Source organism: Metabacillus sp. KJ11-3 (assembly GCF_055808295.1).
In genome coordinates, this window is sequence record NZ_CM147865.1 from 4,939,288 (window position 1) to 4,959,801 (window position 20,514).

Below are 20,514 nucleotides of genomic sequence, written 5' to 3' on the forward strand. Positions count from 1 at the left end.
GAAGGGAAAAGCATGGACAAGCCGTTAGTATCAATCATCACACCTTCTTACAATAGTACAAAGTTTATTCCTGCTACAATTGAGTCTGTTCTTGCGCAAACTTATCAGAATTGGGAAATGCTAATCGTTGATGATTGCTCTAAGGATGAATCAAGAAATGTGATTAGAAAGTATACGGAGAAAGATGCAAGAATTAAATTAATAGAACTCACAGAGAACAGTGGTGCTGCAGTTGCGAGAAATACTGCTATAAAGGCAGCAAAAGGAAAGTATGTTGCGTTTTTAGATAGCGACGATTTATGGGTGCCAACAAAGTTAGAAAAGCAAATCGGTTTTATGGAAGAAAATGATTATGCCTTTACATATTCAAAATATCAGTTAATGGATGTTGATGGACAGAAGCTAGACCGTGTGATTGATATCCCGAACGAGATTGATTATAAAGGATTATTAAGTAACACAATTATTGGGTGCTTAACTGTGGTAGTAAATATTGAGAAAACAGGACCTATCGAAATGCCGAATATTCGAACAAGGCAAGACTTTGCACTTTGGCTGTCAATTTTAAAAAGAGGCATCAAGGCTCACGGTTTTCAAGAAGTATTAGCCTATTATCGGCTGGTACCGGGATCCATCTCAAGTAACAAAGTAAAAGCGGCGAAGCAAACGTGGAAGGTTTACCGAGATGTAGAAAAGCTTAGTCTCATCCGTTCTGTATTAAGCTTCACAGGTTATGCTTGGAATGCAGTGAAAAAAACGTATTTGAAATAGGGGAGGAGAAATACCATGAAAGTACGTAAGGCGATTATCCCTGCAGCAGGGTTAGGAACGAGATTTTTACCAGCAACAAAGGCACAGCCGAAGGAAATGCTGCCAATCGTGGATAAGCCAACAATTCAATACATTATTGAAGAGGCTGTTGCATCAGGTATTGAAGACATTATGATTGTTAGCGGGCGTGGAAAACGTGCGATCGAGGATCATTTTGATAAATCATATGAGTTAGAGGAAACACTAGCTAAAAAGGGTAAGGATAAGGTTCTTGCCGAAGTACAGGAAATCTCTAATTTGGCTAATATTCACTATATCCGTCAAAAAGAACCAAAAGGCCTTGGGCATGCTATTAATTGTGCAAGCCGCTTTATCGGAAACGAGCCTTTTGCCGTATTATTAGGGGATGATATTGTTAAATCAGATGTTCCATGTACTAAGCAATTGATTGATATGTATGAAAAGTATGAGTGCTCAGTTGTGGGGGTTCAGCCAGTACCTGACGAGGATGTCTCAAAGTATGGTATTATCGCTCCTATGAAGGGGCAAGAAAAGCCTGGAGTCATTACGGTGGATTCATTAGTTGAAAAGCCAGATGTAAAAGATGCACCATCAAACTATGCAATTATGGGCCGTTATATTTTAACTCCTGATATCTTTAGTATCCTGGATGATCTGCCGGCTGGTGCAGGTGGAGAAATTCAATTAACAGATGCTTTAAAGATCTTAAATGATGTCCAATCTGTAGTTGCGTACCCATTTAACGGGGTTCGTTACGATGTAGGAGATAAATTCGGGTTTATTAAAGCCTCTGTAGATTTTGCTTTACAACGTGATGATCTAAAAAATCAAGTCTATGACTATTTAAAAGAAATAGTCAACAAGGATAATGGAGGTCAATAATATGCAAATTGCGGTTGTAGGAACAGGCTATGTCGGTCTTGTCACCGGTGTGTGCCTATCCGATATCGGCCATCATGTCACATGTGTAGATATTGATGAATTAAAGGTACAGCGAATGAAGCAAGGAATTTCACCAATCTTCGAGCCGGGCTTGGAAGAACTTATGGTAAAAAACTATGAGGCGGGACGTTTGTACTTCACAACCAAGCATGCAGAAGCCTTTCAAAATGCACAGGTTGTGTATATTGCAGTCGGCACCCCACAAAGAGAAGATGGGACAGCAGATCTGCGCTTCATTGAGCAGGTGGCTAAAGATATTGCTCAAAACCTGCAGGATCATGCTGTTGTTGTAACAAAGAGTACAGTTCCAGTCGGAACGAACGAGAAGGTTAAACGGATCATCCAAGAAAACCTGGTCAGAGAAGTAAATGTAGAAGTTGTATCAAATCCTGAATTTCTACGAGAAGGCTCAGCTGTATCTGATACATTTAACGGAGATCGAATTGTCATCGGTGCAGATTCAGAGGCAGCAGCAGCTTTAATTGAAGAAGTAAACAAGCCATTTGGTATTCCAATATACAAAACAGATATTCGAAGTGCAGAAATGATTAAATATGCATCAAATGCATTTCTAGCAACAAAGATTAGCTTTATTAATGAAATTTCTAACCTGTGTGAAAAATTAGGAGCAAATGTTAGTGATGTTGCTCAAGGTATGGGGATGGACGATCGAATTGGTAATAAATTCCTCCAAGCTGGAATAGGATATGGAGGATCATGTTTTCCAAAGGATACAAATGCTCTCGTTCAAATTGCCAGCTTTGTTGAACATGAATTTAATCTATTGAAGTCGGTTATCCAAGTTAACAATGAACAACAGCGTTTGCTTGTAAAAAAAGCAAAAGAGCGTCTTGGGTCATTAGATGGAAAAACAGTCGCGTTATTAGGCCTTGCCTTTAAACCAAACACAGATGATATGCGTGAGGCCGCATCTATCACTCTTAGCCATGAACTAGTAAAAGAAGGGGCAAAAGTTGTTGGGTATGATCCGATAGCTATTGAAAATGCTAAAAAACTCCTTCCACATGAAATGATTTATACTAATTCGGCAGAAGAAGCTATAAAGTTGGCAGATGTTGTCTTTATCGTTACAGAGTGGAAGGAAATTAAAGAGATTAAACTTGAAGATTATGTTAAACTGCTAGACAAGCCGATCATCTTTGATGGACGTAACTGCTATGACCTAGACGAAGTTGCAAAGTATAAAGTGGAATATCATTCAATCGGAAGAAAATCTATTTATAATTTATAAAAAAGTCTAAATAATTCCAACCTTATGTCGATACTAAAGATGTAAGGTTGTTTTTTTTCAAAAAAAGTTGTTTATGGAAACTACTATAGCTATCCAAGCACATTACAAGCATTAATATAAGCTTAATATTTTTATGGGATATTAATTTAGTAGTAATTGGCAAAGAAAAATAGTCGAAAGTACTAGAAATCTTCCGTAATATGTTATATTATTGGTAATGTATTCTTCTGATAGAAACACTTACATATTTAAGGAAAAAATATACTAAAAAATAGTTGATATTTCTCTTAAAATATGAAATAATTTCTAAATGTACAGGAGAATATAGCTAGATAGTTTGTAGATTGATAGGGATTTAGTTTTAAAAACGAAATATCCTATTAATAAAAACAATAATTTTTTTAAACTCGAAAGGGGAACACACACAATGTCTAAAAAGAAAGTTGCTAAACAACTAGGTTTAACAGCTGCAGTTGCTGCATCAGCAGTAGTCGCTGCAAACCCAGCAAGCGCTGCTTCAGCTTCTCAAGTTGAAACAGCAGTAGTACAAGCAGAAAAGGATGCAATCGCTCTTGGTAAGTTCTACAGAAGTACTGACCTTGAAGTATCTGCTGATTTCTCTGCAGCTTACAACAAAGCAAAAAAATCAATTGCTAGTGCGAAAGCACAAGTTGCTACTTTAACTGGTAGCCAAAAATCACTTTTATCAGCTCGTGTAGCAGCTGCTGATGCAAACCGCCTTAAAGCTGCTTACTACATCGATGCAGTTAAATTCGTAAAAGGTGACTTAGCTGAAGCTACTGCAGCTCTTGCAGAGCATGTTGAAGCTGGTAAAATCACTGACGAAACTGTAGAAGTTTACAATAACTTATCTGCTACAATCAAAAAAGCAGAGAGAGTTATCGGTAAAGTTTACGGTTCTGAAGTACGTAAAGCAATCGAATCTTCTTACTTATTAGATGCTAAATTCGCTCGCGAAGCAGTAATCTACGAAGTATCTCAATATGAATTAATGCAAGAAATCGCTGAGCAAGTTGAAGCTGGTGAGCTTGAAAAAGCTGCTGACAACTTCAAAGTATTAGAGCGTCTTAAAGTTCGCGCTGTTGAAATCAAAGAAGCTGGTAGAGCATTATATCCAGATAGAACTGATGTATACCCAGCACTTCCAACTATCGAATCTCAATTACGTACAGCTGAAACTGCTGTAGCTGCTAGCTATGAAGAAAAATTAGCTCCTGCAGTTAAATCTGTAAGTGCGATTAACGGTAAAGAATTAGTAATTACTTTCAATAAACCACTTAATAAATCAACTGTAATTGGTGATGGAACTGGTACACCAGCTGATACTACTGGAACTTTAAAAGATGGAGTATTCAAATTTAATAATAACACTGGTGATACATTATCCGCTTCTTTAAGTGAAGATGGAAAGTCATTAACAGTTGTTTCAGGAACTACTTGGTCTGGAAACACAACTGTTGAATTAGCAGCAAATAAAATTAAAGCATTAGATGGTAAGTTCGTAGAAGCTTATGCAAAAACACTTGACTTAGGAACTGACACAACTCGTGCAACAGTTACTGGTGTTAACTATGTAAGTAAATTTGTTCATGAAATTACGTTCAGCGAACCATTAACAGCTACTGGTGCTGTAACTTACTCTTATGCAGATGGCACATCAACTGCTGTTACTGCAACAAGTGGTACCTTATCATCAGATGGTAAAAAGTTCACTGTGACACTTGCCCCTGCTACTTTAGTTAATAAAGAAATTAATGTTAATTTCGCAGCTCTTGAAGATGCTGCAGGAAATAAATCTGTACCAACTACTGCAAAAGTTACTGTAAGTGATGCGGATAAAGTTAAACCAACGATCGCTTCAGTTACTACAACTGGTTACAACGGTACAAACACTAGCTTCCAAATTAAATTATCAGAAGCAGTTAGTGGAACTACTGTATCTGGCATTACTGTTGGTGGTGCTTCTGCAACAGCATCTGTGGATGCAAATGATAAAACTATCATCAACGCAACAGTTGCTGGTGAGTTAAAAGGTAGCCAATTGGTATATGTACCAGCAGATGCTATTACTGACTTAAATGGTAATGGAAATGCAGAAGTTGGTCAGTTCTTCAACTTCACTCAAGACACAACTGCTCCTACAGTAGTAGGACAATCTGTTGAAAGAATTAATGGTGTTGAATACCTTGTTCTAACTTTCAGTGAAAATGTTGACTTAGTTGGTGCTCCTACTTCTATTGATTTCAAATCAGTAAATCAATATGGTATTGAAGAAACAACTACAGATTCTACTGCTGATGTTACTACTCACAATGTAGTAGATGGTAAGACAAAACAAGTTAAAGTTAGCCTTGCTGATTTAGCTAATAATAAATCATATAAAGTAAGCTTTGCATCTGGCTTAGTTAAAGATGGTTATAACAATTCATCTGCAGCTATTAATAACGTTGCATTCACTACATCTACTGTTAACACTGGTGTTGGTACTGAAAATGTAGCTTCAGTTGAAGCGACGCCTGCAAATCCAGGTAAAATTAATGTTACATTCACAAAACCAGTAAATGTTAATTCAGCACAAACTGTATCAAACTATGTAGTAGAAGGTGCAACAGTTTCTAAAGCAACTGTAACTTCAAATAGTGCAGCTGGAGCTACTGTTGAGTTAACTCTTGCTGATAATACTGTAGAAACTACTGGTAACTACAATGTTACAGTAAAAGCTATTCAACCATTTAATTCTCTTGATACTGCAAATAAAGAAGTAACTTCTACTTCTTATCTAAAAGAGAATGTAAGATCTGTAGTTAAGTCTTCAGTTTTAACAAGCTTAACTGCTGATACATTTGGATTAAACTTAACATTTGATGATGCTTCTGTTGCTTCAACTGTTCAAACTCCTGTTGTATATGACTTTGAACTTTATGTTGATGGAGTAGCTACAGGTGAAAAACTTGATGTTACAGTTACAGCTGGAGTAGCTACAGTTGCTTGGGATGATGCAACTGATACAACTCAAGCTGTTAAAGATTTAACAACAGCTACTTCAATTAAATTAGTAGCTTTAGATACAATTGATATTAAAGATACAACTGGAAATGTCGTTAATGTATCTGAAATCACTGTAAAATAATTAAGATAATTAAATTTGAATATGCTCTAAATGGGACATAGGGACCAGGTTCCCTGTCCCTTATAGCACAGAGTTGCTTTAAAAGAAGCTCATTTGAGAAGAATCTCAGATGAGCTTCTTTTCTAATCTTTTATCAATTTGTCCTTAGGGCTTAAGGATTAGATTGCTTACATCACTAAAAGTTAGCTGCTTTTAGGGGTCTAATATATATAATTGTTAGAATTGTGGTGTTCCCCACGTTCTATATATGGAGGGTTACTGTATTTGCAGTAACTCTCTTTTACATTTATGCAATATATACAAAGTGTGATGATGGATAGTCAACAGTAAACTAGACAACTTTTTTAAGGTGTTCAAGTTTGAATTCTACTGGGCTTAGATAGCCTAGTGTTCCATGAATTCTTTTGCTATTAAACCAATGGATATACGTATGCAATTCCTTCTCTAAATCTTCAAGACTATCAAAGTGACGCCCTTTGATGAACTCAGTCTTTATGATTTTAAACGTAGCTTCTGCTACTGCATTATCATAAGGACATCCTTTCATACTTAAAGATCGTTCGATTTTAAATGTTGCTAACGCATCATCAATCAGTTTGTTTTTGAACTCACTTCCTCGATCTGTATGAAAAAGCTTAATATTACGTAAATCTGTTTTTATTGAAGCTAAAGCACGGTATACCAACAGGGCATTTTTATTACGACCGACACTATAGCCGATAATTTCACGGTTAAAGAGATCAACAAATACACATATGTACTGCCATTTTTTATTGACTCTGACATATGTTAAATCACTTACTACAACTGATAATGCTTCTTCTTGTATAAATTTACGATCAAGTTCATTTTTTTGTTCCGATTCATTCGTGTCACGGGAATGTGGTTTGAATTGCGCAAGAGTATAAGTAGATACTAGACCCTGCTCGTTCATAATTCGCCCAATCCGACGTCTAGAAACGATCTTGCCGAGCTTCATCAATTCCTTTTTTATTTTACGAGTTCCATAGTTTTGATAGCTTGAATGGAAAATCTCTATAATATCGGATGTGATGTCATCCTCTGCCTGACGCTCTTTTGCTTCATAATAATAGGTGCTCCTAGGGATTTGAAGGACTTTACACATTGCTGATATCGAGTATTTGTGTTGATTATTCTTTATCACATTTACTTTCGTCCTAGTATCAGCGCGGCTTGCTTTAAAATGTCGTTTTCCATTTCTAGTTGCTTATTCCGTTTCCTAAGTTCAGCTAGTTCCTTTTGTTCGGCAGTTAAATTGTCTTTTTCTTTAAAAGAACCGGAGGTTTGACTTTGACTTATCCATTTGTCTAAAGAAGAAGGGGTAAGATCATATTCACGGATAATTTCTTTTCTTGGTTTTCCACTGTTATAAAGCTGTACGATCTGTTGTTTAAATTCTGCAGTAAATGTTCGACGTTCTCTTTTAGTCATCGTAGATTCTCCTCGAGTATATTATCTGTAGTCTACTTGACCTTAATTTTTCTGTCTAGTTCAGTGTAGCCGATTCATGATAATGATAATTTTGCAAATTTCAAAATACTTCAAGCTACATGCATAATACTCATGTATAAGCAGATAATATCTCATACAATTCTACATATCTATTAAGTAGTTAAAAAACCTTAACTACTTAATAGATAATCAATTTATATGAGAGGTGGATATATGCTTATGGAAGTTAAAACAGCAATCACGTACGCAAGAAAGTCAGTTAAAGTTAAAGAAGTAAACGAAGATGATAGCATTAGCTATCAACAAGTTAACTTGGATAGCTATGCGAGTAGGAATAATTATAAAGTTATAAAAAGGTACAGCGATGTTGGATTTACAGGAACAAACACTGATCGTCCAGAGCTTATTGAGATGTTAAATGATGTTAAAAGTGAAAAAGTAGATTGTTTATTAGTATATTCAGTTGATCGTTTTGGTAGAGATCTAAAAAACAATATAGATGTCATGCTAGAAATAATTGAATATGTAGATCAAGTTGTATTTATTGTAGAGAACTTAAGTAGTTCAGGTGAGTACTTTAAGATGTTTTTTTTCATGTTAACTGCAATGGCACAGGAAGAACGAAATCGTATATTAATAAGAGTTGCAGATGGAAGAAAATCAAAAGTACTGAATCGCTTGCAGTATGATGGAAAGCGACCATTAGGTTATGTCAAGCTAGGAGGGAGCAAGAAAATCGCACCTGCTACAACTCTTACTACGAGTGATGAAGAAAAAATAAATGAGATAATTATCATAGAGTACATATTTTATTGTTATTTAATGAGAATGAGCTTAAGGAAAATTGCAAGATTACTTAATGAAAAGTTTGGTCCAACTAGAAGAGGAGTACCTTGGAATTATAAGTCTGTCCAATATATTTTAAGAAACAAGCATTATAGTGGTTATCTTACTGGTGTCTTGGAAAAGAAACAACATTACTTGGAGTTTACTTCTAATGTTCAACAGTTAATAGATCCTTTATTTCAGGAAAAGGTTATCAAGATGTTAGAAAACGAAAGTGTAGGAAGAAAGAAAAAGAATATGTTAAGTCCTTCCCTTTTTTGTCTATGTAATGACTGTGGAGAGCTTCTCGCTGAATCTTTAACTACACTAGAATGCATTAAATGTAAGAAGACAGCTGAAAAGAAGAAGATTATTGATGTAATGATAATCGAAACCAAAAGATTAATAAGCAATTCTAGTTACAAGAAGAAACTTGATAATATAACAAAGAATTTGGTTAAACAATATCAACTAAGGCTAAACCAGTTATATAGATTAGAAGAGCAACTACTAGAAAACAAAGATGTTATTGAAATGGAAGGAAATTTTGAGCCACGGATAAGAAATCAAATGGTGATAACTAATTCACAACGTCTATGTGAAGTTAAAAAGGAAATCAGATACTATTATCAATTAAAGTCCCATATATCAGGTGAATATGTTGGAGATATTGAGGTTGAGGATAGTTTAATACTGACAACTCCATATATTGTTGTTATTGATTTTAAACGATCAAATATTAAGGTAGCATTTCATCCAAGATTCTTTCAAAGAAGGTCAATATCATGAGAGTAAGAGTTGCTGTTGGTTATGCAAGAAGTTCAGGAAGTGTGAATCCTGCATCAAGTATTCCTAACCAGGTTCTATCGATCAAGGAGTATGGGTTCAGTCGAAACAACTCCTTATCCAGAGTTTTTCTTTATGATTTTAAAATCCTCCATAATTATACCTTTCATTATTGTTATATTTGTATTTTTGTACAAAAAATATAAAAGATAGATTTTAATGACTGCCAGATTATTTAAGATTGTGAAAACTTCTTTAATCAAATAACACTACTGTAAACTTCCCCATATATATTAGAATCCCTTTCTCTTCCCACTAGTAAATAATATCCACATCTAATACATGATACCTATATTCCGAATGGTAAATAACTCCTCAATTTTCAAAAATCCAATTTCATCATTTAATCTACTGGAAATATATGATAATAATGAAGTGGTAAAGGAAAGCGAAAGGGGTCACACTAATGCGATCATGGCTAATCTACGCCCTAATATTCACACTGGTATTTATAGGAGGATGTAGTATGGAAAAAGAATTACCCAATACAGCTGCGTTTCAGGATGAGTTTACTCGTAGCTTGTTAAGTTCGACTGAAGAAGTCGAAGAAGGACACTATTTATTAGAATCAGATACAGGTGGATATTCGATGCTTTGGCCGAAAAATGCGGTTACAGATGGTCCCCCATTTTATCAAATTACGGGAGATAGTTTTGAAAAAATTATTTTTTACGACAGAAATAAAAAAGAAAATTATAGGTATTCGTTTAGTACTACTTATTCAACATATGGTGAAAGTGCAATTGAATCGAGTCTAAATATATTAAGCGGCTCCGTTAGATACTTCGGAGAATATGAAAAAATAGAGGCAGGGAAAAACCGTATTTACTATGCTAAATCTGTAGAGCCGTTAGAAAATTCAACTTCTTACCGCTTTTTTGGGTATATTGTCTCAAAAGATGATCAGAAAGGGCTCGAATATGTATTTACTGCTAGGTGTTTAGATGAATCCAAGTCTTCATGCAATATCGATGTTAAAAAGGAAGAAGAGAAAGCTTTACATTATATGAAATCGGTGAAATTCAATAAAGATGAATAGAGGTACCGAAATGAGTAATGAAGAATTATTGAATACTGATATTCTCAGGGCGAGAGTCATGGATCTTGAATATGAAAATCTAACTAACAAAGAAGTCGAAAGTGAAATAAGACGGATTTATTATGAAGAAACTGGGGCTAAGTTAACGACTAATGTGACTATATATCGTTCCGATGATGTTCTTAAAGAACATAGGGAGACACATGTAGATAGTGGTTTTGACGGGACAGTTATCCACTTCCAAAGTGAAGAACAAAAAATTAATCAGTCGATAACGATAACTCGGGGAAGCGAACTAGGAGAAAAGGACACTTGGAGGCCTACTGATTGGACATATAATTTAATGGGCATATTTGTCGGAGGAACAGATAATCAGTATCAAGATGCAAAAAGGTTTGATGGCGAAGTTAGAAGTATAATTCAAAGTAAAAATAATGGGTTACCTAACATGGAGAGATATGGATATGGTCATTCACTAGGCGGTAATAACATAACACTTTTACAATTGATCCCAGACGATAATGGCGATGTGAGATTTAAACAAGTTTATGCTATAAATGATGCTGCACCTACAGCATATCAACTTGCGATAATAGACTTAAATTTTAGAGAAAAAGTTGATGCTAAGTTTGGGTTGGAAAAAGACGAAGACATTTACAACATTCCCGAAGAAGAACTAAAAGCATTTGCCGAAGAATTCTATAAAAATGAAATAGACGAAACAACCATCAACCACCTCACAGCTGAAGAGGATATGTTATACGGAGTAAGTGGTGTTCGGGGCTTCCTTGAAATTGGCGATCGTAATGGCTTTCTTGATACAGACCCACGTTATGCAGGTATACGTGAGTTAATCGATAAAATTCCTGATAAAGACATGCGAAGTATTCAAATGTTTCTATCAAACTATTCGACAAATTATGATAAGGAAGGAATCGATGGGTTTTTGAGAGCTCTTACTGGATTTAACCCTGCAGTTATTGATTCAATACTTACATCTAGAGATGAATTTTCCGAAACAGTTGAAAAAATTCAGGAGTCGGTAGATGGGTTAGGGAAACCAATTACTGATGTAACGAATGCGGATTCTTTTTTGTCGTTTGCAAAGGAATCGGTGACACTTCCCTTTGATTTATTAGGTGCAAACCTAAATTTTAAAAAGGATGTAGCGGTTGGCTTTTTTCAAACAATTGGTAACATAGCCGAAGTAATTGTTGGAGCTGTGCCAATGATCGTCGATATGGCTGAGAAACTGCCTAAGCTTATAAGTAATGTAAAAGTTTTGTACCAGAATCTTGATCCAATCCTCCAAGCATTTGTTGATGTTGGTTTTATCAGCCAGGTTGAAAAAGACAAGATCATATCGTATGTAAAAGAAATCGAAACAAGCTTAGAAACCATTCAAGCAACGATAGATGAAACTCTAGATCCTTCAATGCTTTTAGCTTTAAATTCAAAGGATCCGATGGGTCAAATAGAGGAAATTGCTAAGATTCTTAAAGCCATGCAAACGATAAGTGATGAAGTAGAGGATATAAAAGAAGCGTTCGAGGGATTAAAGAATGTAGATACAAGCTTTATGGAGCACTTTAGTGGTAGTGGTCACGCCCATGGACTTGAAGCTGTTGTCAATGGACTTTCCCAGGACAAGAATATTAGCTATGTAAACAATGATATGTACATGTCACCTGCTGGGAAAGAAGAAATTAAAGTCAATATCTCTTCTTCAGTACGAATCTATCAAAAGGGCATAGCAATCTCCCAGGAAAAAGAAAACAATGTTAAAAGGTTAAAAACGTTGTTTGACATCGAGTATATGGATGATTACGATAAAAGAGTGCAACATATCATGACAAAAATACATGAAATGGAATCAAACCCAAATCAGTATTCATACCTTTTAACACAAGTCTTGTCATATCCAGTAGGCGGGTATTACACATTAACAAATATAAATGTAAACGAACATCTTCCGCCGTTGCCATCATCATTTAACCAATCATTCTATCAAATGATCGATACGATAGAAGGTGAAGTTAGGAAAGAAAAATTACTTGTGAAAAAAATTAGAGATTCCATTGAAGATTTATTTGCAGAAGAAGAAAGAATATCAAAAATGTTTGATTATCATTACTGAGGTTAATTTATGGGTTCATTTACGACAATCCATAACTTTGCAGAATTAAAACAATTGAGCTATAAAGCCTTTGATAAAGCAATTTTATGTTGTTCATAAACTATTGAAAAACCAAATGACACCAGAGTTGAAGTTGAGGACTTCCAACAGCTAGCAGTTTACGAAAAAGATGGACAAGGAGCAGTTGTTATTTTACAGACAGACTATTGATCTCCCAGCACTTCTGGAAGTTAAACTCAACGCTTTTATTATCTTTTTTACCTGTTTATTTGATTTTTTTATTTAACAACCTGGGCAATAGTTGATGACCATTATTAAAGTCTTTTGAGCTTATCTTGAAATCAAATCTTCTGCTAAAGGGCGCCTTTCTGGAACAAGGAAGGTGCTTATTTAAGTTCAAGATCACCTATTTATAAAATTGTTATTCAACAAACTAAAGCGCCATTCTCGAATAGATGTGCTACCCGTCTTTCGTAATAGGAATCTCTTTACTTTAGATCATTATTTCGCTTTAACTCTTTACCAATCATTTTTAACTGCTCAATCAAATCCTCCATTTGTTCCTCTGAAGGCTTTAGTTCTTGCTCTATTGTTTCTTGAAAAATTGCCACTTAAGTATATTACTTTGACTTATAAGAAATTAATTCTTTGTTTGTCTCTTTTCACAAGGAGTATGATCAGTTTTAGTTATTCCCTCTTTAGAATTTACATAAGTAATTCCATTTTTACAATTTTCATCTTTTTCATTACCTTTTTTCCATTTAATTATATATTCTTCATTTTTCTGAGCTATAGAAACAATTTCTATACCACCAAATTCATCACTGTTATCTAACTTTACCATGTCAATAACTTCTTGTTCTGTAAGTGATGAACTGTTACAACCTACTAAGATACTTATATATAAAATCAACAATGAACTTGTATAAAAACGTCGAATCTTCATTTATTCACCTCTTTATACTTTTTAGAATACTTAAATACATTATATAACAATTATGGAAGTGAAACTTTGGTATTAATATATTCTAAATGTTAATAGAAACTTCTTATTTCCAAGGATTAGCAAGTAATATTATGTTACAATTGCAACTTTTACAGGTGAAACTCCATAATTATTTCTTTTCTTGATATGTAGTACATAACGATCTTCAGCAATCAAGCGCTTTTCTGGAACAAGGAAATGTGCTTATTTCAGTTATAGGCCAGATTGGAGAGGGTCAATTAGAATGAAATTGAGAATGTGAAGAGTTACACTTAAACTAACGGGCAGGTTAGTGCAACAAGAAATGATATAATATTCCCTAATAAAAGTATCGTAAAGGTGGCTATTCAAATGGAAAATTGGATTGAATTATCTACATTAGAATATAAAGAGGTATGGGATAGGATATATGATGAATTTAATTTTGAACCAAGTATGTCAGACTTTCCATCTTTTGAAGTGCCAAATCCATTTATCACTTATGATGTATCCAAGTATTTAAATGGGTCCGTAGATTTAGATACTTATGATGAGATTTATAATGACCTAGAGGAAAAATCATTGCTTGTCTTTCAAGAACTCACACAGAAGAATGAATATATGTATGCGTTAGATTGGCAACATCCAGGTTATTGGATAAACCCCCGTTTGGAGTTTCCGAAAAGTGAATTTGATGAATGGACAGTACCTATTTTTCCAAACGGTGATTATTCAAACTAACGAAACAAAATACGAACCGAGTAAAACACCTTGAACCCTTGGTATGAATGGGATTAGGTGCTTTTTTTATTTTATCATAAACGAACGATAAGTGCGATTAACGCTAAAGAATTAAAAGTTACATTCAACAAAGCTGTTTCAACAAATAGTGTAGCAGTAGTGATTTCACTGTAACAGCTACTGGTACAGCTACTACTAATGCAGTTGTTGACTTCAAACTTGCTGAAGACGGAAAATCATCTATCTTATTATTAACTAATGCAGTACCTGCTGCTGGTGTTGATGTTGAAATCGCTGACGGTGCAATCTTAACTAGTGGATTTGATAAATTCCCTAAATTCACAACTAAAGCTGTAAAAGTTGAAGATACTACAGCTCCTAAATTAGTTTCAGCTGTTGCTAAAGATAGCACAACTGTTGAATTAACATTCGATGAGCAAGTAGATTGGACTACTAACTTAGGTGGAGTTTCTGTAAATGGTTCACCATTAGTAAATGGAGCTAACAGCACTAAAGCTGGTAACTATACTTATACATTTACAGTACCAACATTAAAATCTGGTGCTAACACTGTTCAAGTTTTAAATTATGCAGATTTCTCAGCAAACAAAGAAGCTCTTACAACTACTTCTGTAAATTATAGTGCAGATGTATCAACACCAGAAGTTGCTTCAATTAAAGCTGAAGATTCTAACGCATTTATTGTAACTTTAAATAAAGCAGTTGATACAATTCTTCCTGCTAATTTCACAGTTAAAAAAGGTAATTATACATTCACATCTGCTGATCTAACAGTTTCATATGTTGATGCTGATGGTAATCCTTCAGTTCCAGCAACTAAATATGTGAAAGTTGTTGTTCCAACACAAGCTAATACAGCTAACCCATTATACGGTACTAATGAAACTTCAGTAGGATTATCAGTTGCACTTTCTGGTTATAAAAATGGTACTGTAATTGGTAAAGAATACACTGGTTCAGTTACTCTATCTAAAGACTTAACTGCTCCTAAAGTAGTTTCATCAAAATTAATCACTTATGATAAAGTTGCGGGTACAATCACTGTTCCTTTTGATAAAACTTTAACATTAGCTGATGCTAATAAATTAACAGTTGTTAGTGGAACTGTAAAAGTTGCTGCTACTCCTGCAGTTAGTGGTAAAAACCTTGTTATCACAATCACTGATCCAGCTGGTCTTACTAATGGAAATTACAGCTTAGTACTTGATAAAGGTCTAGTAAAAGATAGTAGCAACAATGTAAATGAAGCTACTACATTAACTACAGAAGTTACTAATACTGCTTCTACACTTCAATTAGCAGGTACAATCTTTGGTGCATCTGCAGTGAACGAAAGTGGTAAAAATGTAATTACTGTAGCGTATGGTACAAAAGTTGATGATGCTGCTGCATCTACATCTTCTTACTCATTAAATGGTGCTGCACTTCCAACTGGTTCTGTTGCATACTTCACTACATCTGCTAAAGATGAAGTGAAAATTGAGTTACCAGCTTCTTATTCAGTTGCATTAAATGATGTTTCTGCAAAAATCACTTTAAATGCTAACGCAGTAAAACAATACTCAACTGGATATGTTGTTTCTTCTTCTGCTACTGAAGTTAAAGCAATTGATCAAGTTATCACTCTTAAAGATAATGTTGCTCCAACTGTATCTAAAGTAGAATACGTTAAAGATGCAAATGGTTTAGCGACTGGATTAAAACTAACATTCTCTGAAGCTGTTGATACAAGTGGCGCAGCTGACTTTACAGATGACTTTGTTGTTAAAACTGGTTCTACTGAAATTGCTTATACAGTTGCTGCTCCAAGCACAGGAGATTCTGCTACAGATAACGTTGTGAAATTAAACTTCTCTAACGCTTCTACAGCTGCAAGTGGAGTAACTATTGCAACAAACTCTGATTCTGCTAAGATTGATCTTACTGATATCAGCACTTACAATAAAGTAGCTAGTTTCAACGTATCTGCACAATAATTAATTGATATTGCGTGAGGTTCGAGAGACTAGAACTCTTGCCTTGGTGATATTAAATGAGGAAAAGCTCTGTGAGAGAATTCTCTACAGAGCTTTTCTTTTTATAAAATGGGGAGTATAGGAACAAGTTCGTTATCCCAACTTCAAGAGAAAATAAATGAATTGTTAGAACTGTGGTGTTCCCCACATTCTATAAATGGAGAGTTACTGTGTATACAGTAACTCTCTTTTACATTTTAAAAGAAAAGCTTGATACTTATTAATTTTAATAAGTGCCTTTTTTACCCCAAATTCACAACAAATAAAGCTCATTAATCTATCAATTAAATTTCAAAAGAAATAACCTATTTATTGAATTGAAATATTAATCTACCTAATAACTTACTGTAACTTATTTAATTAAGTTTGCCTCAGGCTGAAGGTGCGTTAGCTTAAAGGGCAGCAGTTTCAGGTGCACTGTGCTAGTGGAGTTGAAACGAAAAAGTATGGGGTGAATTGACAAATAAGTGGTGAACAAAACCTGTTTAGGATTATCTTAAACAGGTTTTGTTTCTTGAATTAAAAACATTTCTAAATATAGGTCATTACAACCCCTTGCTGTAAAAAGAGAATAAAGTTATTTAACTTCAAAACCTAAAACAAGCATAACCCTAATCTAAATTTAGGCAGGGTTAAAATATAATTGTTTAATTTTCTATATAAGAATTTTACTTAAAATGTTATATACGTATTTATTGCAAAATAAAAGTGCAGAGCTTTGCAAGGGAAAACTGCAGAGTCCTGCACTAATTTTATGTGCATAAAAAAAGACTTGCCAGTCACCCCAAGTCCCACTACATTAATTGTGTCGAGCAATTTGGTAGTGGAGGTAGAAAGGATGCTCAATTAAATTTGAAAAGAAATAACCTATATATTGAATGAAAATATTAATCTATGTCTATCATTCTAAAGATTAAACAAATAAATAGGAGTGAATAGATGATATGAGAAATATAATTACATTTTCTAAACCATTTTCAGAAGATAAGAAACACTCCCCGAAATATCTAAATAGTGAACAAATGATGCAGTTAAGGGAACATATTAAAGATAATCTTTTACATCGAGCAATTATTGAGACTATTTATGGTTCTGGTCTTCGTTCAGGTGATCTAAAGAACATGAAAAGGGAAGATATTAATTGGTCTACAAAAAAATTTATTCAAGGGATGCAACGTAAAGGTAGGATGGTTTCCTTCAATGAGTCTTGTGCAGAACTTTTAGAGGCATACTTACATAGTAGGACTGATAGTCTTCCATTTGTTTTTATCAATTCGAAAGGAGATAATCCGTTAAGTGCTCAAGCCTTAAATAACTTATTTAAACTTCTAAATCATCAGCTAGAATTTAAGGTGAATTTTAGTACATTAAGTTTTTCATTTGTTGTATTACAATTAGTGGAAAATAATTGAGTGAATGCAGGTAGTTCAGTCCAAAAAGTGTAAATAATTTTAAAAAAAGTAATACATTCATGGTCTGTTGTCTCATAAAAAAGATGGATTATTTGAACTAAATACTGATTACAAATCCTGTGTTGTTTTGCAGGATTTTTCTTGTTCAGCAATCACGCCATATTGTTTAGTAAAGTAAGGAGTAAATGAGTTTTTTTGTATTTAAATCAAGTATTACTGAAGTTTGGTATGAGGGAATTAATTAATCAAGTTAAGTCCTTATTCTATTAAATTTGTATAAAGAAAGGGCATGTACTAAAATAGATGACTGCCCTTTTAGAATCGTGCTATTTAAAGGTATGACTCGATAACCTTCTTGAAATCTTGATTGACTATGGAATTAAATGACTTGTTAATTAACACTTTTTTTTGATCGTTTAATATAAGTACTGGATAATAATTCACGATCGGACTTCTTCTAACTTTTAATTTCTGATATTCAACATGGCTAATCTGTTCTTTTGGAATTGAAAGTTCCTGCCCTTTTAAAGTTAAAACAATCGTGTTTTCATAGATTGAAAATTTTTCACTTCGTTTAAATAGAAGTAGGTATAATCCGACGAGTGTAAACACGCCTCCAATCACCATTAACATCATTTTTGCATAGATAAAGTTTGCACCGACAAAGGTTATGATTCCAATAAGAATAAATGCAAAACCATTTTTGTTGTTGTCGGTCTTACCAGCATACAAAAGTTTACCAAAATCATTCAAATTTATCCCTCCTAACTGTTCGTATAGATATAACATTTTAATCTTATTCGGTAGATTTTACCAGTATCTATGGTACCATTATTCAAATAATTGGAATGAAGTCTACGAGAAATTACTTAAGAAAGTGAAAGGGTAAACGCAAACATGTAAATAATAATTTAGCTATACGTAACGAAACATACTGTGACCACTTAATTGATATTACATAGCCTTTTTTCATTTGGCTCACATCAAATGTTTATTGGTTAAAGGGAGTGAGATTATGAATGATGAAGGACAGCAGTAAATGGAAACAAGACAAAGAGGAAAAAGTACTAAATGATTATCTTATGATCTTCTTAGAAAAGAAAAGGTTTAGAAGTTACGGATGAAAACCTTTATAAGGCGAGATTTGAGTTTGAATTTGATGACAATATCAAAGTATATTTAAATTAATCAAACTTAAATAATCTTATTATGAAAGATAGAAGTAAACTAGTTTCATTTAATATCAATAAAAAAGATCTAAGATTAACATTCAGTGATGGAAATGAAACTTTTAGTCTTGAAATATGGATTGATGTAAATGGAAATCTTCAAACAGATTATAAACCTTTTTAACACAATTTCTAATTAAACCAAAAGGAATGGACTTTACTGAACTAAGTAAGGTTTTATTAACAAGACTAAGATTTAAAATGAAAAAGGAGATGTAAACAAGACATTCATTGCTTGGTTTACATCTCCTTATTTGTTTTATAACTATTTAACAACTTTTAAACTCTTTATCTTTTTTCGGTTCTTATTAGCGTACTTAGCAAGTTTTTTCGCATCACTGGAGGACACGCCTTGCTCAGTTAAACTCTTTTGTTTCCACATATTTAAAACAAGTATTGTCATGGTGGTCAACTAATTTGGAAATGAACACTTCACTTATATTGTGATGTAACGTTCAAGCTTTTATAAATATCGAAACTCTCCTGAAAGTCATTTTTACCTTGTAAGAGACGTATCCAGCTCCATTCGACATCAACAATATGAAAAGGTAAAAGAGAAAGGGAAGAAAACGAATATGAACAGATGACAATTCGTGCATGTTAAAATTGATAGAGTACAAGTTGGAGTAACTTCTGCTGCATCTGACATAACAATTAAGGGATTGCTCTTGATGCTTCAAAGGCTCACACTGTTGAAGTTATAAACTTAAAAGATGCTGCTGGAAATGTAAATTCTCTAGTATCTAAATAATTCTCAATCACTAAAGATGTAGCTGCTCCTGCTATTAGCTCTGTAGAAGCTATGGGGATAATAAAGTATTAGTTACATTCAGCAAGAAAATGAATGCATCTACTTTAGAAAGTAATATCTCTGTGAAAGATGAAACTTTAAGCCCTTGGACATTAGTTGATGGTGATTCTGTTGCTGCTAATACACAAACAGTTAATCCACTTGCTGATGACAAAACTGGTACTAAGTTTGTTGTAAACTTAGATACAACTAACCTTTACGCTAATAAATCTTCACGTAATTATACAGTATTTTTTACTAATCAAGCTATTGCAGATTCATTAGGTAACCAGCTAGTAGGAACTATTAGTAAAAGTTCCTGTAAAATCAGGAGTTAAATCTGGTGAATTCAACGTTGAATTCCAAGCTGGATTCGTAACTTGATTTAGTTGTTGCTACTAATAAAAATACAGCTCATTCAGTGAAATTAAGCTTCGGTGCTGCATCTTCTACTGACACATTTGAAATTGTAAATGGTGATACTGATGCTGGTGGTACTCTATCACTTCTAATTGTGAAGTTACAGAGTCTGGAAATGTTATCACTGTACATTTCCCTGAAGCTGTTAAGGGTGGAGCTGTTGCTGGTTCTGCAACTGATGTAGCAAACTACACAATTAACGGTAAAGCTTTACCTGCAGGAACTACAGTTACATTAAATTCAGCTCAAACTGAAGTAACTATCTCATTACCTTCTGGTTCTTATGATAAAGCTGATACTGCTGCTGTATTTACAATTAACAATGTTCAAACATTAACTAATAAAACTGTTAAACCTTTCTCTGTTATTGCAGTAACTCTCTTTTCATAGGAATTACTCTTTACTAGGATACGAGTCTAAGTCTAAATATTTTAAAAGGACTTTAGACATATATAAACACTAGAA

17 protein-coding genes and 1 pseudogene are annotated in these 20,514 nt (G+C 34.0%); 12 read left to right on the forward strand and 6 right to left on the reverse strand.

Annotated features, from left to right (window positions below; all coding sequences use genetic code 11):
- Positions 1-12: 12 nt before the first annotated feature.
- The 4 genes from AC0L8O_RS24470 (at position 13) to AC0L8O_RS24485 (ending at position 6,137) form a co-directional block, all read left to right on the forward strand.
- Positions 13-771, forward strand: a complete 759-nt coding sequence (locus AC0L8O_RS24470; protein WP_473445896.1) for a glycosyltransferase family 2 protein — start codon at positions 13-15, stop codon at positions 769-771.
- 15 nt (positions 772-786) lie between these two features.
- Positions 787-1,674: a UTP--glucose-1-phosphate uridylyltransferase GalU gene (gene galU, locus AC0L8O_RS24475; RefSeq protein ID WP_473445897.1), complete on the forward strand. Its 888-nt coding sequence runs from the start codon at positions 787-789 to the stop codon at positions 1,672-1,674.
- Between the two features lies 1 nt (position 1,675).
- On the forward strand, positions 1,676-2,986 hold the full coding sequence (locus tag AC0L8O_RS24480; RefSeq protein WP_473445898.1) for a UDP-glucose dehydrogenase family protein: 1,311 nt from the start codon (positions 1,676-1,678) through the stop codon (positions 2,984-2,986).
- A gap of 427 nt (positions 2,987-3,413) precedes the next feature.
- Complete coding sequence (locus AC0L8O_RS24485; protein WP_473445899.1) at positions 3,414-6,137, forward strand: Ig-like domain-containing protein; 2,724 nt, start codon at positions 3,414-3,416, stop codon at positions 6,135-6,137.
- Between the two features lie 331 nt (positions 6,138-6,468).
- Here AC0L8O_RS24485 and AC0L8O_RS24490 read toward each other — a convergent pair.
- A protein-coding gene (locus AC0L8O_RS24490; RefSeq protein ID WP_473445900.1) for an IS3 family transposase occupies positions 6,469-7,589 on the reverse strand; the annotation gives its coding sequence in 2 pieces (ribosomal slippage) (positions 6,469-7,340 and positions 7,340-7,589; 1,122 coding nt in all).
- 240 nt (positions 7,590-7,829) lie between these two features.
- Here AC0L8O_RS24490 and AC0L8O_RS24495 point away from each other — a divergent pair.
- The 3 genes from AC0L8O_RS24495 (at position 7,830) to AC0L8O_RS24505 (ending at position 12,457) form a co-directional block, all read left to right on the forward strand.
- The gene (locus AC0L8O_RS24495) at positions 7,830-9,224 is read left to right on the forward strand and encodes a recombinase family protein (protein WP_473445901.1); all 1,395 of its coding nucleotides are present in this window, start codon (positions 7,830-7,832) and stop codon (positions 9,222-9,224) included.
- 523 nt (positions 9,225-9,747) lie between these two features.
- Positions 9,748-10,320 carry a hypothetical protein gene (locus AC0L8O_RS24500; RefSeq protein ID WP_473445902.1) on the forward strand — a complete coding sequence of 191 codons (573 nt, stop codon included), beginning with the start codon at positions 9,748-9,750 and terminating at the stop codon, positions 10,318-10,320.
- Between the two features lie 10 nt (positions 10,321-10,330).
- The gene (locus tag AC0L8O_RS24505; RefSeq protein ID WP_473445903.1) at positions 10,331-12,457 is read left to right on the forward strand and encodes a DUF6792 domain-containing protein; all 2,127 of its coding nucleotides are present in this window, start codon (positions 10,331-10,333) and stop codon (positions 12,455-12,457) included.
- A 488-nt stretch (positions 12,458-12,945) separates the two neighbouring features.
- Here the strand turns inward: AC0L8O_RS24505 and AC0L8O_RS24510 are convergent, their stop codons facing one another.
- Both AC0L8O_RS24510 and AC0L8O_RS24515 read right to left on the reverse strand, forming a co-directional pair.
- Positions 12,946-13,068 (reverse strand): hypothetical protein, encoded by a 123-nt coding sequence (locus AC0L8O_RS24510; RefSeq protein ID WP_473445904.1) that lies wholly within the window; start codon positions 13,066-13,068, stop codon positions 12,946-12,948.
- Between the two features lie 29 nt (positions 13,069-13,097).
- Positions 13,098-13,403: a hypothetical protein gene (locus AC0L8O_RS24515; RefSeq protein ID WP_473445905.1), complete on the reverse strand. Its 306-nt coding sequence runs from the start codon at positions 13,401-13,403 to the stop codon at positions 13,098-13,100.
- Between the two features lie 390 nt (positions 13,404-13,793).
- Between AC0L8O_RS24515 and AC0L8O_RS24520 the strand changes: the two genes are divergently transcribed.
- Entirely contained in the window at positions 13,794-14,162 is a 369-nt protein-coding gene (locus AC0L8O_RS24520) for a DUF2716 domain-containing protein (protein WP_473445906.1), read from the forward strand.
- A gap of 124 nt (positions 14,163-14,286) precedes the next feature.
- Here the strand turns inward: AC0L8O_RS24520 and AC0L8O_RS24525 are convergent, their stop codons facing one another.
- Positions 14,287-14,673, reverse strand: a complete 387-nt coding sequence (locus tag AC0L8O_RS24525; RefSeq protein ID WP_473445907.1) for a hypothetical protein — start codon at positions 14,671-14,673, stop codon at positions 14,287-14,289.
- Positions 14,674-15,007: 334 nt separating this feature from the next.
- Here AC0L8O_RS24525 and AC0L8O_RS24530 point away from each other — a divergent pair, with 334 nt between their 5' ends.
- Together AC0L8O_RS24530 and AC0L8O_RS24535 are read left to right on the forward strand one after the other, a co-directional pair.
- Positions 15,008-16,159: a hypothetical protein gene (locus tag AC0L8O_RS24530; protein ID WP_473445908.1), complete on the forward strand. Its 1,152-nt coding sequence runs from the start codon at positions 15,008-15,010 to the stop codon at positions 16,157-16,159.
- A 983-nt stretch (positions 16,160-17,142) separates the two neighbouring features.
- Positions 17,143-17,610: a tyrosine-type recombinase/integrase gene (locus AC0L8O_RS24535; RefSeq protein WP_473445909.1), complete on the forward strand. Its 468-nt coding sequence runs from the start codon at positions 17,143-17,145 to the stop codon at positions 17,608-17,610.
- Between the two features lie 330 nt (positions 17,611-17,940).
- Here the strand turns inward: AC0L8O_RS24535 and AC0L8O_RS24540 are convergent, their stop codons facing one another.
- Both AC0L8O_RS24540 and AC0L8O_RS24545 read right to left on the reverse strand, forming a co-directional pair.
- Positions 17,941-18,363, reverse strand: coding sequence for a hypothetical protein (locus tag AC0L8O_RS24540; protein ID WP_473445910.1), 423 nt, complete (start codon positions 18,361-18,363; stop codon positions 17,941-17,943).
- 932 nt (positions 18,364-19,295) lie between these two features.
- Positions 19,296-19,385 (reverse strand): annotated as a pseudogene (locus AC0L8O_RS24545) (DinB family protein); the annotation flags it as partial.
- 294 nt (positions 19,386-19,679) lie between these two features.
- Here AC0L8O_RS24545 and AC0L8O_RS24550 point away from each other — a divergent pair.
- Complete coding sequence (locus tag AC0L8O_RS24550; RefSeq protein ID WP_473445911.1) at positions 19,680-19,967, forward strand: hypothetical protein; 288 nt, start codon at positions 19,680-19,682, stop codon at positions 19,965-19,967.
- A gap of 83 nt (positions 19,968-20,050) precedes the next feature.
- Entirely contained in the window at positions 20,051-20,233 is a 183-nt protein-coding gene (locus tag AC0L8O_RS24555) for a hypothetical protein (RefSeq protein WP_473445912.1), read from the forward strand.
- Positions 20,234-20,514: the final 281 nt, after the last annotated feature.